13 protein-coding genes and 1 pseudogene are annotated in these 14,599 nt (G+C 41.2%); 1 reads left to right on the top strand and 13 read right to left on the bottom strand.

Annotation, left to right across the window (positions count from 1 at the left end):
• Positions 1–457: 457 nt before the first annotated feature.
• The 9 genes from H6G96_RS31615 to H6G96_RS40825 form a co-directional block, all read right to left on the bottom strand.
• Positions 458–2,020 (bottom strand): ATP-binding protein, encoded by a 1,563-nt coding sequence (locus tag H6G96_RS31615; RefSeq protein WP_190917002.1) that lies wholly within the window; start codon positions 2,018–2,020, stop codon positions 458–460.
• A gap of 933 nt (positions 2,021–2,953) precedes the next feature.
• Positions 2,954–5,755: an ATP-binding protein gene (locus H6G96_RS31610; RefSeq protein ID WP_190917000.1), complete on the bottom strand. Its 2,802-nt coding sequence runs from the start codon at positions 5,753–5,755 to the stop codon at positions 2,954–2,956.
• A 257-nt stretch (positions 5,756–6,012) separates the two neighbouring features.
• Positions 6,013–7,122 (bottom strand): histidine decarboxylase, encoded by a 1,110-nt coding sequence (locus H6G96_RS31605; RefSeq protein WP_190916998.1) that lies wholly within the window; start codon positions 7,120–7,122, stop codon positions 6,013–6,015.
• A gap of 199 nt (positions 7,123–7,321) precedes the next feature.
• On the bottom strand, positions 7,322–7,492 hold the full coding sequence (locus H6G96_RS31600; RefSeq protein WP_190917051.1) for a CopG family transcriptional regulator: 171 nt from the start codon (positions 7,490–7,492) through the stop codon (positions 7,322–7,324).
• 272 nt (positions 7,493–7,764) lie between these two features.
• Positions 7,765–8,469, bottom strand: a complete 705-nt coding sequence (locus H6G96_RS41725) for a DNA cytosine methyltransferase (protein ID WP_347242298.1) — start codon at positions 8,467–8,469, stop codon at positions 7,765–7,767.
• Positions 8,400–9,179 (bottom strand): hypothetical protein, encoded by a 780-nt coding sequence (locus tag H6G96_RS41720; protein WP_242063468.1) that lies wholly within the window; start codon positions 9,177–9,179, stop codon positions 8,400–8,402. Before H6G96_RS41720 ends, H6G96_RS41725 begins: the two co-directional genes overlap by 70 nt.
• Positions 9,176–9,568: an ASCH domain-containing protein gene (locus H6G96_RS31590; RefSeq protein WP_190916996.1), complete on the bottom strand. Its 393-nt coding sequence runs from the start codon at positions 9,566–9,568 to the stop codon at positions 9,176–9,178. Before H6G96_RS31590 ends, H6G96_RS41720 begins: the two co-directional genes overlap by 4 nt.
• A gap of 5 nt (positions 9,569–9,573) precedes the next feature.
• Positions 9,574–10,071: a DnaB helicase C-terminal domain-containing protein gene (locus H6G96_RS31585; protein ID WP_242063467.1), complete on the bottom strand. Its 498-nt coding sequence runs from the start codon at positions 10,069–10,071 to the stop codon at positions 9,574–9,576.
• A 20-nt stretch (positions 10,072–10,091) separates the two neighbouring features.
• A complete protein-coding gene (locus H6G96_RS40825) occupies positions 10,092–10,439 on the bottom strand; it encodes a hypothetical protein (protein ID WP_199339808.1) in 348 nt (115 codons plus the stop codon).
• A 526-nt stretch (positions 10,440–10,965) separates the two neighbouring features.
• On the opposite strand from H6G96_RS40825, the gene H6G96_RS31580 reads away from it, so the two are divergent.
• Positions 10,966–11,844, top strand: coding sequence for a DUF4397 domain-containing protein (locus tag H6G96_RS31580; RefSeq protein WP_190916994.1), 879 nt, complete (start codon positions 10,966–10,968; stop codon positions 11,842–11,844).
• A 450-nt stretch (positions 11,845–12,294) separates the two neighbouring features.
• On the opposite strand, the gene H6G96_RS31575 is transcribed toward H6G96_RS31580, so the two are convergent.
• From H6G96_RS31575 to H6G96_RS31560, 4 genes and pseudogenes are all read right to left on the bottom strand, one after another.
• Complete coding sequence (locus tag H6G96_RS31575; protein WP_190916992.1) at positions 12,295–12,480, bottom strand: hypothetical protein; 186 nt, start codon at positions 12,478–12,480, stop codon at positions 12,295–12,297.
• 142 nt (positions 12,481–12,622) lie between these two features.
• Positions 12,623–12,766 (bottom strand): annotated as a pseudogene (locus H6G96_RS41715) (CopG family transcriptional regulator); the annotation flags it as partial.
• Between the two features lie 676 nt (positions 12,767–13,442).
• The gene (locus tag H6G96_RS31565) at positions 13,443–13,583 is read right to left on the bottom strand and encodes a hypothetical protein (RefSeq protein WP_190916989.1); all 141 of its coding nucleotides are present in this window, start codon (positions 13,581–13,583) and stop codon (positions 13,443–13,445) included.
• A 657-nt stretch (positions 13,584–14,240) separates the two neighbouring features.
• Positions 14,241–14,599 (bottom strand): PEP-CTERM sorting domain-containing protein (locus H6G96_RS31560; protein ID WP_190916986.1); only part of this gene is annotated, 359 nt, incomplete at its 5' end.

Genomic DNA, 14,599 nt, shown 5'->3' with positions numbered 1-14,599 from the left:
CATCAATAAGCCGATTGACCCTGATATAGTAACTGCTAAGGTTCAAGCAATTTTAGACAGAAAATCCTAATAATCCGCTTATAAAGATCACTTTATTTAAACTTGGGTTGTGATCGCTGCCATTGACCAGTTCTAGGAGCAATGCACGAATATAACCTATGCTGTTAAGGAATATCAGGAGATAGCGACAGTGATGAGAGTAGGTTTTGGAGTGATTGCCCTCATACAGTGCTTCATGGGATTGCTGTAGGCAAGATTTGCAGCACTTGTACAGCGGTCATAAGAGAATACAGCGCTTTAAGCGTTTGAAAGCTGTTGTAAATCAAATTTAGTTGAAGTTGACGGCAAGCTTCACGCATTAATCAGTGACCGATAGGAACAATCAGCGGATTTTCTTCAGCTATAGGAATAAACTTTTCTAGAGAAACAAATCCTTGTTTCGGGTGCTGCCAACCTACTAGAAATTTGACACAAGTTGGCGAAGGGGAATACGAATAATAAACTCAGCACCAACTCCTGGTTGGGAAATGCATTCTAAAGAACCGCCATGTTTTTGTGTGATAATTTGGTAACTAATAGCCAGTCCCATCCCTGTACCTTGTCCAACAGTCTTGGTGGTAAAAAAGGGATTAAATATTTGTTTTAAAGTATCGGATGGTATTCCTAGTCCATTGTCGGCAATGCTAATAGTGACTTGATCTGGTTCCAGTAATTGGGTGCGGATATAAATTCGGGGATTATCGATTATATTGAATTTTTTTGTTGTCCATCGACCTCTAAGGGCTGAATCTTCTAAAGCATCGAGTGCATTCACTAAAATATTCAGAAATACTTGGTTTAACTGCCCAGGATAACATTCAACTAAAGGGAGCTTACCGTATTCTTTGATCACCTCAATTTGCAGGTGCTTGTTAGCAGAGTTGAGGCGGCTTTGGACAAGCATTATCGTACTATCAATTCCCTCATGAATATCAACTGCTTTCATTGAAGCCTCGTCTAAGCGTGAGAAAGTCCGCAGGGAAAGAACAATATCTCGAATCCGCTCTGCCCCCATGAGCATCGATTTGAATAATTTGGGAAAGTCTGACCTTAAAAAATCTAGTTCAATGAGATTTGTAAACTCCTCAATTGCCTTGATTGATTGGGGATAATGGCTTTGGTAAATATCTAATAGTGAAAATAAATTTTGGGTGTATTCATCAGCCGATTTGAGATTGCCGTAAATAAAGCTAACTGGGTTGTTGATTTCATGGGCAATTCCAGCTACTAATTGCCCCAAACTGACCATTTTCTCATTTTGAATTAACTGAGCTTGAGCCTGCTGTAAGTTTTTGAGAGTTGTGGCGAGTTCTTCTTTCTGACTTTGAGTTTGTTTGAGTAATTCTGCTTGCTGTAATGCTACACCTAGCTGAGAAGCAATTTGGCTAAGTATATATACTTCATCTGTTTGCCATTTTCGAGGTGCATCGTTTTGGTAAACTGCTAGCAGTCCCCAAAGTTGTTGACTTTGATAAATAGCAGCAATCACGTAAGCTCTTGCCTGGCATTGCTCTAAAATTTTCAGATAGCACTTACTAAAGCCAGCACTGTAAACATCGTCACAAACGCGATAAGTTTCATTTTGAGAAAAGCGCCCTCCCTGTGTATCTTGTAAATAAGTATCTACAATTGGAGGAATAGATAAATTTTTCAAGCTACATTCACTGATATTTTCTACTAATTGTGGTTGATGCGCTTGCTGCCCAATTAGAGGCAACCACCCTTGTGCTAAAGATTCAGAGACAACTTTTCCACTCCAATCTGGATTGAAACGATATAAAATTACACGGTCAGAGTTGAACAATTGCCTAACTTCTTGAGTGGTTGTCTGAAAAATATATTCTAAGTCAAGAGATTGACGGATTTTTTCAACGGTGATAGCAACAATTCTCTGAGAATCTGCTGCTTTGAGTGTTTCTATTTGTAGTAATTCTACAGGCTGAGTCCTGGGTTTTTCTAAGTAGTGATCGGGCTTTAACATAATTTTTAATAAGAGTTGAAGGTAATTAATAAGTAGCCTAGTATAAAGTTTAAAAAAATCATAAAAACTACTTACATCTTTCGTAAAAAAGTAAGATTTATAGCTAGGACTTCAACCATTAATAGTCTCCTGAAATTAGGCCAATAGTGGTTATAAAAATTCCCATGCTTAGGGCAAGAGCATAGCCATATTTAATTTTGTTGCTAATACTCGTACCATTAGTTATCCTCAAGAACCATCTTTGGAAGTTTGGCTCAATGACGACATCGCTGGAAGGAAACTGGTGGCAAATCTGAGCCTTGATTCTGAGAAGCCATAATCATACTAGACGCAACAATAATCAACTCTTACCTAGAGTTCCCTTGTTTTGCTTCAAAATTAAAATTTTGCTGGAAAATTTTAGTAGAATCGACTCAGTAATCAGAAGGGAATTCTGATTCCTACTCTCTGCCAGGACTGTACCCCTACGAGGATCTTGCTACGCGCAGCGTCTCCAGGAGTTTGGAGTAAGGGTTGAAGCCCCACACCAAAATATTTGATTTGGTGTCTTGCAATTAGTGTAGGCTTCTCTGCCAAACGCTGCGCGAACAGACCTAAACTAAGGTTCTTGTCCACTTTTGGTGATGATGAAAGGTTACGCGTTTTAAGGCAGAAGGCAGGAGGCAGAAGGGTTTTAAGATTTTGCCTATCGTCGTAGAACTTGTGATAAAGACCCAGATCCTAGGCTGTTGACTTTTCTTGTGATGTAGAGGTTCTGTAACCCTTGTAGCGCAGAAATTTCTGTAGTTTTCTTCTTTCTTCTTTTTTCCTTCTGCCCTCTGCCCTCAGCATAGATGCCTAAACCAGCCCACTATTGATCACCAAAAGCTGACAAGAACCTAAACTAATTGCAAACTTTCTGCCCTCTGCCTTCAGCATAACTGCCTTCTTCACTCATTTTGTTTTTAATGAATGCTTTAGGGGAATTGTAATTATAAATTCTGTACCTTTATTAGGAGAGGAAATACATTCTAATGTTCCCTGATGTTTTTGAGTAATTATTTGGTAACTAATAGATAAGCCTAAGCCTGTGCCTTTCCCGACTGGTTTTGTGGTAAAAAAGGGGTCAAACAGTTGCTTTTGAATATTTTCCGGGATACCACAACCATTATCAGCAATAGAAATAATTACTAATTGCTGGTCAGCAATGAAACTAGTACAAATGCAAATCTGGAGAATATTAATGTTTTTTTCAGCGACTATCGATTCTTCTAAAGCATCGATTGCATTTGCAAGAATATTCATAAACACCTGATTGAGTTGTCCAGGGTAACATTCTACCAACGGTAAATTGCTGTATTTCTTGATGAGTCTAATCGCTGGATAATTAGCTGTAGCTTTGAGGCGATGCTCTAGGAGCATTAAGGTACTATCAATACCCTCGTGAATGTTTACCGCCTTCATGTCTGCCTGATCTAGGCGGGAAAAGTTACGTAAAGATTGTACAATTTCTGTAATTCTTTCAGCACCAATTCTCATAGAAGTTAGTAATTTTGGTAGGTCTTCTATTAAGAAATCAATATCTATGGCTTGTGCTTGGTTTTGGATTTGGGCTACTGGGTTAGGATAGTATTGCTGGTATAGTTGCAGCAGTTCAAGTAAATCTTGGGTATACTGATTGGCAGGGGTTAAATTACCATAGATAAAATTCACGGGGTTATTGATTTCGTGAGCTACACCTGCCACTAACTGCCCCAAACTAGACATTTTTTCACTCTGCACCAATTGCGATGCTAGCAACTTTGCTTCTTGTTGTAATTGTGCTTGTGATTTTCGTAATCTTTCCTCTGCTTGTTTGCGTTTAGTAATGTCGTGGAGAATAACGACATATTCTTGAAAATCTTGATGCGGTCGGTCGGAAATAGAAATTTCCAAAGTTTGGACACCAGCTTTGTGGAACAGAGTGTGTTCACTTCGCTTCGTCCATTGCTGTGGATAGTCAGGAAATCCATATATCCATTTGCTAAGGTGATTTCCTAGTAACTCAAATGGTTTGATATCAAAAATAGATTCAGTTGCTGGGTTTGCTTGCCTGATACTACCCTGCTCATCCAAGACCAAAATACCATCCTGGGCAACAGTAAACAGGTGTTCGGCAGCTTCTCGTGCCTCTGCAATGGCTACTACTTGGGGTAAGGTTGTCCAACAGGCTATAGCTACTCCTATAAATGCCACTGTCATCAGCAACACAACGAATAGATTTTCATCCGTAGCTTTTGTCGCCGTGTTAAGGTTAGCACCAAATAACCAGCCCGTTGTGACTGCACTGCATATTAAAATAATTAGGATGCTTACCTGGAGTATGACAGAATCCTTAATAATTACCGAAGAGCGTGTGCGGTAATGTCGCCTCCACCAACTTAAATGAAAAGGCGGGAACTTAACGTGGCGGATTAGCGCATCAATTCCGATAATCCCAATCGGAAATACTAGACCAATCAGGAAATTTATCCAACCCCAGGCAACCCCCCCTATCAATAAAACCACAATTTCTAACAGCAGAATGCCCAAAGATATTCGAGGAAACAAAACTTCTGGACGATTGCGCCCCAACCAAAGCCCTAAATGCAACAACATAAAGGAGGCAAACCAACCGATATTTCCCACTGCGACAATTTGGGTTACATTTGCCCAAATCAGATAAAGGCAGCAAAGCACCAAAGTTAAGCTCAGAGCAGGCACAAACACGCCCCGACGCGACACAGCAGAAAAGACTGGTGAAATATGGTTATCTAAGGCAAGTTGATACAAAATTCTCGGGCAATTAGAAACTACTGTTGCAGAACCTAACAAAGAAGCAGACACCAATAGAAAGGTGATATTTATTGGGGCCCAGCTTCCCCAAAAGGGTTTAGAAGCCGCCACAAGATTCAAAAAAGCATTATCATCCAGACCTGGGGCTGTTGCTAACCGCATCATCACCCAAGACCCGCCGATAAAAATAGGTGGCATCATCCAAGCAGCAATATCCAGAAAGCGCAGCGTTTGCTTGGGATGACGGCTATCTGCGACAAAGGAAGAAGCCGTTTCACAACTATAAGTAGCGTAGGAAACGAAAAAGAACCACTTTGCCCAATCCACGAAGCTCAAAGATGACCAACTGTTAGGAAAAAACCCAGGGCTAGCACTAGAGAAAGTTAACCAGCCAAGACCTTGTACACAAAAGGTAGTTAGTAGTCCAAAAGCTGGAATCGCAAAAAATAAATGTAAAATACTCAGCGCACGAGTACCACTAAACGCCACTACAAACGGCAGTAGTGTAAAGCCAATGTCCAAAAATAATTTAGGACAGGCAATGCCTAGCGATTCTAAATTCACTCTAATTAAATCAGTGAGAACGAGAGTATTAACTGATAAGTAAGAAATCCAGTTCAGAAGGTATCCAATTGCAGCATAGCGAGCTAGTCCAGGGTAGCGTTTGAGCAGATGGCTGACATAGTTAGGCGTTCCTCCTGCCACATTAATAAAATGCATTCCTAAACGCTTGACCTGATAGTTAATCAGCATCCCGACAATGACAGCAGGTATCCAAACAAAAATAGCTTGTGAACCAAGAGCAGCATGAATTGCAGGAACTAATGCTACCCATGAGATATGAGCTGTCAAACCGAAGCCCCAGCTTTCAACAGCATTTAGGCTTCTAGTTAAGCGAGGGTATGAAGATTGACTTACAGATGTATTGTCTTGTTTGAGCATGATAGGCAATGCGAAGCTTTTTGGTTAACCTTATTAGCTTGAGTTTCCACCTCATAATTGTTCTGAAGGCAGACTTTTATTGAAGATGAATTATCCGCGAATCAATAATAAATTCCGGTTTATCTGAAGATTTATTTGATAAATAACTTTTTAGATTTAGTGGCTCTCGGCTTTTCCATCCAGATTTTTGGAAGAAAGTCAACTTCGCCAACAGCATCGTATGCTACTTATAGTCCGGCTACTGGCGAATTATTTTACTATTTACCTATTTTTGCCAAATCAAACTTTTCTGTAACAAGTTCCTCAACAAAATAATCCAGAAATTCAATGTAGTGATTTTGCATGATAATTGCGTGTGCATAATCTCCCCTGGCTGCAAGTTGATACTTTTTTACCAGATTATCGGAGGGTTTATTGAAGACAACTGTATTTGAATAAGGATTGAGAAATGGATTGAAGTCTCTTAACTTCAGTTGTGTATACAAATGCTCTGCTTTAGCTACACAATCAGCTACTTCTAATCCAAAGTTAGAACGCCTTTTAGAGATTTCATGCCATAAACAAAGTGAAGTATGTCCGTTGCGGCTACCTCCAATAGTCATATCCTGAGCGCCGATATACTCGATATCAGATGTGAGAGCTTCAACCAAATGTTTTTTCGTAATAACAACGCCACAAGGGAAAGGGCTACCAATAAATTTATGTCCTGAGATTGACAGTGAACTAATGGGTCTGTTGAAATCAATCCAGTTTGAACGCAAGTAGGGAAGAAGCATTCCCCCTAAAGCACCATCAACATGAATATAGAATTGGCTGACCCGTTTCATCTCTAGAACATTGAGAATCTGCTCAATATCGTCTATTGCCCCTGTAAAAGTAGTACCCAGGTTAAGGCAAATAATCGCAGGCAGATTAGGTACAAGTTGCTTATAGAAATCACTATAGTCCATTTCTTCCGAAGGTGTTTGTACACCAATCTTGCGATACGGAACTCTAAAAAACCTAGCTGCTTTAGTCACAGAGTAATGTGAAGCATCTGATGCATACAAAATAGCATTAGGATAGTTTTCTCTCCCTAAGAGTATTCCGTATAAGTTACCTTCGGTTCCACTGGTAGTTACGTATCCCCACCAATCTTGAAGGTGGTATAATTTTGCAAAAAATTGCAACACCTCTTTTTCAAAATCTCGTGAATCAATTCGATAATGCGATTTAGTAAAGCAATCTCCTCCAAGGTTATTAATTGAGTATTTTAGAAAAGGTAATAAAAATGTATGATCGTGTTTTAAATTGTAGGGATATCCTAAATGAAACTCAGATGCTTCATTAAGAATTAGTTGATACTCAGAAAGAAAGTCAACATCCATTTTTTTTATCCCAAATCTTGTTGTTAAGTAATTCTTTTAAACGCGTTCAAATAATCTCAAGAAGGTGTAGAAGCACCAAACGCATTTCTGCATCAGTAGCTTCTGTGCCAAAACCACCAGCTTGGACATTTACTTCCTGAAATTTAACATTTACTTGTATATTTAATTATTGAGTAACTACGCTCTAGAACCATACTTTTCAATTTGCATTTGGTGTTGATTCAACAGTTAAAGAGCGGATTAACTCTCGAATTACATCCGTTGCTGGTCGTCCTGTTATTGAGCAGTATTTCTCTAACTTCTCTGCTTCGCTTGATGTCAGATTGATTGTCAGGCGTTTGATAGCCCATTTCTTATTCACTGATTCAATTAACTCTACTTGAAACTACTTCTTTAATATCAATCATTCGAGCTGTTATCACAATGATAAAATTAATGATATTAGCTTCAAGAAGCTGTAAAGGAAACACTACTAACTTTGAAGCCGTAGTGAAGAGTTCAAATATAGTGTAAATTATAAATTTTAAGTAATTTATAAATAACAATTATGAATAGAGCATAAGCTAAAAGTTTTTCTGTAATTAAGCATTCAGTGGAAATACTCGATAACTACACCAGAGGGTAATAACCACCGCATTTCTACTAATTAGCCAAATCATCATCTATCATAGTTTCAATCACTAGACAAAGACTTGACCGTACCATCAGGCAACCAGATATCAGCCAACTTACTACGGTTGCAGCCTTCGTGATCTGTGAAATGCGATCGCAGAATGGTGTTACAAGGTAGATGCCCAGGAGACGGATTACCCGGAAAAGATGGGAAGGACGGTGCGATCGCAGAATGGTGTTACAAGGTAGATGCCCAGGCTTGTACTTCATTCCGTTGCGCCCTCCAACTCTCTCTAGTAGCAGTGGCGTTGGTTCGTTAGCCGTCAGAAATTTTTCTACCGCTTGCCGTTGTTTGGGGAGTAGTTGAGAATCGGTCATGGTGGGGATGAGATGGGCGATCGCCTCGTACCAACCACAAGGTGTAGCTCCCGTAGGTAGGGCAACATGAAACCCCCTACTTGCAACCAGAACTAACCGCCGCCGCGCCTGGGGTAATCCGAATGTGTCCATGCTGACCACGCTGTAAGTAACCAAATACCCCTCAAGTTCCAAAGCATCCAGAATGATACTGAAACTCTGACTGTTCTGATAGCGCGGAACATTTTCGAGAGTGAACACCCGTGGCTGCAACTGTCGGATGGCTTCTGCAACTGCGATCGCTGCGGTCAGATCATCGTTAGTTTCCCCACCCTTACCCGCTTCAGCTGTATGGGCTTGACTGAAGTTGGCGCACACCGGAGAGGCGTGGAGGTAATCGGGGCGCGGGGAAAACCTATGAATCCTGACTGTGCTACTTCTTGAACTGTTAGTTGGATTATTCTACAGCCATACTCGCTAAAGTTATGGTGATGAGTTTTGGCGATTGCCCTGCTCAAGTCTGGTTTGCTTGGGTCAAACTCCACCGCAATAACTGGACGAATCCCGGCTTCAACCATCCCCGCTTCGATTCCGCCGCCACCAGCGAATAGTACTATAGCGATCAGGGCATCATCTGGAAGAACTGGTTTTATTTTTGTGTTATCAAAATTTTTGCAGACATCCAATTTTAGTGATGTCTTTTTGGATTTCGCTCTTTTAATAAAGGCGATAATATCTTCCCTGGTTGCCCCATCTTGTTGCAGTGTCCGAATCATTGGGACAGCGCCAGGGGGAATTGAGCCGATACTTTTACCCTTCCAAACGCCGTTGTGTTTTTCCTTCCAGTTATATCCCCACCTCCAACAAAAGGGGTCATTTGGGTCACGCTCACCAATCACACGGGGATAAGAAACAGTCTCCCCATCAAGTAGCTTTTTAGTTTCGAGGTACTGATAAAGACAACCGACTGATTCCCCCTGTGAAGCTTTGACCCCTTTCTCTAAGAATTTTTCGGGTGTTGCAGATAACTCAACTATTACTGATTTTGGCTTTGGAAGTAGCGTATGGCTTGGGACTGTTTTAGTCATGCAGCCACCTCCATCACCAAATCATCTGGTACTTCAAAAATCCCCAACTGCCCAATGTAAGGAATCGGTGTAATCTCTCGCGGATTCTCCAGCTTCCAGTGGTACTGAAGAGGCATCCCCCAGCCAGACGCAACTTGTGAAAACTTGCAATCTACTATTGTGACAATGCCGATGACTTGACCGCGACGTAGAGAGATTAACTCTGGGATTACTACCCCCATCCCTTGGCAAAATTCTCTCGCTAACTGATACTCTCTTTTGGTACAAGTCTTGGCTGCGTGAATCAGAATGTCGCCGCGATAATGAATGGGCCAGCCACGGTTTTCAATATCCTTTAGAGCATAAATTATTGCCCATGCCCAAGGCTGACGAACAGATAGCGCTTTCATGGGTTTTAATAATTAGATTTAGCCAAATTTTTAAACTGTCCAAATCTTTCGTCAAACAAGAGATTAACAGTTGTTTCACTACTAAACCGGCTTTTCAAAACTGAGACTTCAAAAATGCCTTTTTGGGTAGTCTGCTTGTCGTAGTAATCTTCCCGATACAAACCCAACATCACAGCAGCCTCCTGTTCAAATCCTCCCGATTCCCGAAAATCTGCTTTAGTTGGACGCTTTTCGGAACGTGAATCAACTTCTCGTTTTAACTGTGCTAAACCCAAGACCGCGCAATTGAATTGTTTAGCGATCGCCCTGAGTTGTTTCAAGATGGAGTCAATTTCTTGCACACGATTTTCCCCACGTTCACGGCGCATTGGTTCAATCAACTGCACATAGTCCACAATCACCAAACTGACTGACCCGCAACGAGCTTGTATATCTTGCAAATCACCCTTGATTTGTAAGGTGGTGATTACAGGGTTGTCGTTCAACCAAAATGGTAGCGCCATCCCCTCAGCACAGGCTTGAGCTAAAGGATTCCAGTGAGATTCCCGAAGTGCATTGCGTTTAAAAAGCAGGTCAGCAGGAACATGGGGCGCTGCCAGTCTAGATCCGGGTCTTTTTGACCATTTGTGAGGCAGACTATTTCTAAAGCGAAATAAGCGGTTGTTAATCCGCTAGCAGCCCGAATGCCAATATCTAATGCCCAGGTGGACTTGCCGATTCCGCCGCGACCTCCAACAACAGTCAAAGCACCAAAAGGCACCAAATCACCGGAGGCTGTAGAAAGTCGCTGCTTGTAAGAAGGGCAGAATACCGAAGGCACAACAGGCTCCCGTCTAGTGTAATTACTCCCTTCGAGTGGGCGAGGCAGCAAAGGATTGTGATTGCGATGTTGGGAGAAACTGTGTATACGGTGGATGGTAAGGCTGTGGAGTTGCTCTCGATGATGCGGCGGTTTCAAATGTAGAAGTAAATACTGCTCACTATGTCAACTACCTGCATATATAACTATAAATATAAATTTATTATCAAGCAACTAATATAATATTGACTGTATTAATGATGGCTATTAACTGTGTTGACTTTCCTTGCATTCTTCTGAAAACCGTGAAATATTAGAACTATAAAGTTCGCTATCGATAAACTTCGAGCGGCTTCCACCAAAGTATTTGTCACGTTGGACATTTAAAGCCAGCCACTATATGTGCTGCTGCAATAGTATTGTGCCCAAGTCTAATGTCTTGAGGCAAACGCTATCGTGCGCCCGTTGTCTTTTACGTTGATAAAGCCTGCATCTATATCCCCATACATAAAAAATCTTTGTGATGATTATCGCATCATTTTTTATGCAGAATAAAGCCTGCTCATTTGTTATTTTTGTCTCACGATAGGAGGAAGATATGTTTCTAACAAGACGATTATTCTTAGGTGCTTTGACATTATCTTTTATTAGTTTGACTAGTTATCCATACAAAAGTTTAGCCAATTCTCAACTATCTACAAAGCCTGTACAAGAATTTTACACTGCAAGCCTAGTAGGTTCTCTTTTAGATCCTCTTCTAAACCCTTATAAATGCCCTACCAAATTAAGAGTTATTAACGCTGCGGTTGCTACTGCATCACCAGTTGATGTCATTGTCAACGGTAAAAAAGTTTTGGAGAATGTAGATTTTCGTCAAGCTAGTAAATATGTAAATGTAACACCAGGAAATATTCAGGTACTTTTTGTGCAATCTGGTACTTCCAGTACAATTGCTTCTAGAACTTTTACAGGAGCGCCTAATAGTGGTTATACAGTAGCAATAACAGGAACACTACAAGGCCCCCCAGGTCAACCATTATTTAATCAATCACCCTTTGTGATTCCAGAGGATTTAACACAGCCTAATCCAGGTAAATTTAAAGGACGTTGGTATCGCTTTTCGGAAACTAGCGCTGTTATAGATTTCCGTATTAGCAAATCCTCTAGCCCAAATGTGGATGAAACTCGGATCACAGACCTGACACCCAAAACTGCTATTCCTTACCCAGAACTTACGGCTGGTACATATAACTTCAATCCAGTTCTACCTGACCAATTTGACCCATTGATCAATAATGCCTTCAACCCACCAATCACAGTAGAAGTTGCGAATCAACAAGTCCCCGAAGGAGCCATTTTTGATGTAATTGCTACAGGTAATGGCTTAGGCCAAGCACCTAACTCACTGCTACTCACAACTGCCTCAACAAAAACAGCGCCTCCTGATGCTAATGGGTGTAATCAGATTGTGCAGTAAGCAATATCAACTTAGTGAGGCATTTTTAGCCATAGGAATCTTATTTAATTTTTGAAAAAACCGTATAACTATTGAAGCGGAAGCGGCTGATTCAATCAGACCCGCTTCAGTTTGTTTGCAGTTTGAAAATATCGCAGAAAATCTCTGTAATGTCGAGGCGGGATAGAATAGTAAACATAGCGGAAAGTCTGAGCGGAGGCTTCCTCCGTTCCGCGAAGGGGTTGCCACAGGCATCAGAACTTTCTAAGACAGCCGAAACCTTGATTTTTCTTAGATATTTTTAGTTTCGGCTTTTTTTGTCACTTTTTTACCTCTTCTCAATTAATCGTAGCTATCGTCTGTGCCACTCTGCACGTAGCTTGCCGCCGTAGGTATCGCTGCTGTGAAGGCCAGTTGAGCAAATTCTTACATAGCAAGCTTTCTGCCCTTTCCTATCCGTCGAACTCACGTTTATTTAGTTTGCATCATATCAAACTCCACCTTCAGCCTGACCCCGCCGCCAACCCCAGCAGCAACCGCCCCCGATAGAACTCCTGCTGTAATCCCGAAAACACTGCCAGCAACCGCCTCAATTCGCAATACGCTTTCTCGCCCATTCGCAATTATTTTGAATATTGTTCTAGTTAATGGCAACATAACCAAGACCCAGCACAACATAGGCGTTGTGTATATCGTGCTAGTTAAATCTTGGGTATTTTAGTTAACAATGAGTAGGTAAAGAATGGTTGTGTACAACGAGGTCAGAGCTACATGGTATAGTCCGTTCAGACGCTGACAACTCGCTTATGGAGAGAGAGCGAATCAACTCCCGAATCACATCAGTTGCAGGTCTACCTGTCATTGCACAATATCGTTCAAGTTTTTCGCTTTCAACTGATGCGAGATTTATTGTGATTCGTTTGATAGCCCATTTTTTGTTCATGACTTGCCCTAATAATTAAATTTAATAAATTATCTAGACTAGACTTCTTGCAGAAGTCTTGGGGTGGTGGAGGGCTATGGTCAAGATTTACAGTAGTTATACAGAGGTATGAATAGATACTATTTTATAAACTAAATGCTGGTAAATCAAGCATTGGTTATTATATACTCTGCTAAGTGAATAACTCGGTAGAGTATTTTTGTGAGAGTGCGTCTACTGTGAGCGATCAGTTCAGGCTTCAGCGCTTCGGCTATCGCGCTGTCCCTTGCCAAAAGTGACAACCGCCCCGCAAGCAGCCTATGATTGCAACCGAAGGATTATGCGCTCTTATGGGCGAATGGAAACTATTAGTTCCCAAAATAATCGATCTAAGTTCCGCCCTACAGAGGAGCATAAGGTTTTATTTAAGAAATCGCTTGATCTGTAATGTTTTTAACCAATGTCTTGAATTAACGTGAGTTCGATTGCATTGGTAAGAACATACAAGCGCAAAACTTTCAAGACGTTTGGGTGATAGTGGAACATTTGCCCAGCTTTTGACAAAGATTTGTTGTCAAAATATGACTGATGTTATCTAGTTAGGCTGCTTAGAACTGGTTCTGATCGGCATTTTAGCATAATTTTCGCTGAATATGAGTGTATTTGTCCTATTTCAGGCTATATGTATGCTGCTGCCTTAGTTGAACTGACGGGATTCTGGAGCCGGCGATAAGCTCTCGCTTAAGCCTTCTCCAAAGGATACGAAGACAGCGTAGCTTGCTTCTCCGAAGGAGTACGGCGATCGCTGGATGAATAGCAATTGCAATGAAGGACGCAATTATGTAATTCCACTTTCAAACTTTTGCCAACTGTCCGGAAAGCCCAAAACTCTAGCTGTATACCATTACATACCGAATCTACTATATGTAAAGCCAGGGACGACAGCCTAATAGTCCCTTATGTAAATTCCACTAGTTAAAACTGCGCTGGTTCTACAAAGCGCAGTTTTTTATTGTACAGGTAGCGAACTAGCGGTCTGCCAACCTAAAAATGCGCTTGTAAAAAAAGGTATAGGGTGTCTACTGAGAAGGAGAAATTCTCTTTAGTACTGGGAATAGGAGAAATTACAGCGAAGACGAAAAGTAACCTCAACTGTGGGAGAAACTTAACCAATACCTGGGGCTACAGAAAACCAGGCTACTGGAAGCAATTAATCGAAAACTGCTAGCGCTAGCTCCCGGCGTAGCCCGCCGCAGGCATCGCCAAACTGAAGCAGCAAGGGAAAGAGAGACTGGTGCAATACGCTTGGGTTGAACTTTATTGTTACCCAACAAATGTTAGAGAATATTGGGTTTCGTTTCTCAAACGCCACTTGGTAAGTAAGCGGGAACGCTAAAAGCGAACAAGTCAGGGAACCGCAAGGGCGCAGTGGCTCCCCAACCTACGCAAATTTATTTTTCTGGCTTAACCCAAGCGCATTGAGACTAATTTGTAATTAAGCTTTGGCGAAAAACCTTTTTTTGTATAATCCCAGCAATCCAACTACGCTAAGACCAAGTAATACTGATGGTTCTGGTACAGAGGCTATTTGTGCTGTAAAGCCAGTTTCGTAAGAAGTCGTTATACCTCCAGATGATATTGAGTAGCTGGCTTCAATTGCTTGTACTAGCCCTTGTGTACCGATGGGAATAGAAAAAGTGCCATCCGCATTTTTTGCTACTTCTTGTCCAAGGTATTCTACAGTAACTGAATCACTGACTGGTTTGCCTTGAGCCAGAATTTGAACTAATAAACTGCCTGACAAATCCTCAGCAAAAGGGTTTTGTAAAGGTAAGATTTCCAAGGGTAGATCGA

The sequence above is a fragment of the Nostoc sp. FACHB-892 genome, assembly GCF_014698795.1.
Classification (GTDB): Bacteria; Cyanobacteriota; Cyanobacteriia; order Cyanobacteriales; family Nostocaceae; genus Nostoc.
This window is presented reverse-complemented; position numbering and strand designations above follow the sequence as displayed.

What these genes read in the sequence shown, in the direction of transcription:
- H6G96_RS31590 (WP_190916996.1), bottom strand. Translation starts at nt 9,568, where the DNA reads ATGAAAGCGCTATCTGTTCGTCAGCCTTGGGCATGGGCAATAATTTAT.
- H6G96_RS31605 (WP_190916998.1), bottom strand. Translation starts at nt 7,122, where the DNA reads ATGGATGTTGACTTTCTTTCTGAGTATCAACTAATTCTTAATGAAGCA.
- H6G96_RS31585 (WP_242063467.1), bottom strand. Translation starts at nt 10,071, where the DNA reads ATGGCGCTACCATTTTGGTTGAACGACAACCCTGTAATCACCACCTTA.
- H6G96_RS31575 (WP_190916992.1), bottom strand. Translation starts at nt 12,480, where the DNA reads ATGTTGCCATTAACTAGAACAATATTCAAAATAATTGCGAATGGGCGA.
- H6G96_RS31615 (WP_190917002.1), bottom strand. Translation starts at nt 2,020, where the DNA reads ATGTTAAAGCCCGATCACTACTTAGAAAAACCCAGGACTCAGCCTGTA.
- H6G96_RS31610 (WP_190917000.1), bottom strand. Translation starts at nt 5,755, where the DNA reads ATGCTCAAACAAGACAATACATCTGTAAGTCAATCTTCATACCCTCGC.
- H6G96_RS31580 (WP_190916994.1), top strand. Translation starts at nt 10,966, where the DNA reads ATGTTTCTAACAAGACGATTATTCTTAGGTGCTTTGACATTATCTTTT.
- H6G96_RS41720 (WP_242063468.1), bottom strand. Translation starts at nt 9,179, where the DNA reads ATGACTAAAACAGTCCCAAGCCATACGCTACTTCCAAAGCCAAAATCA.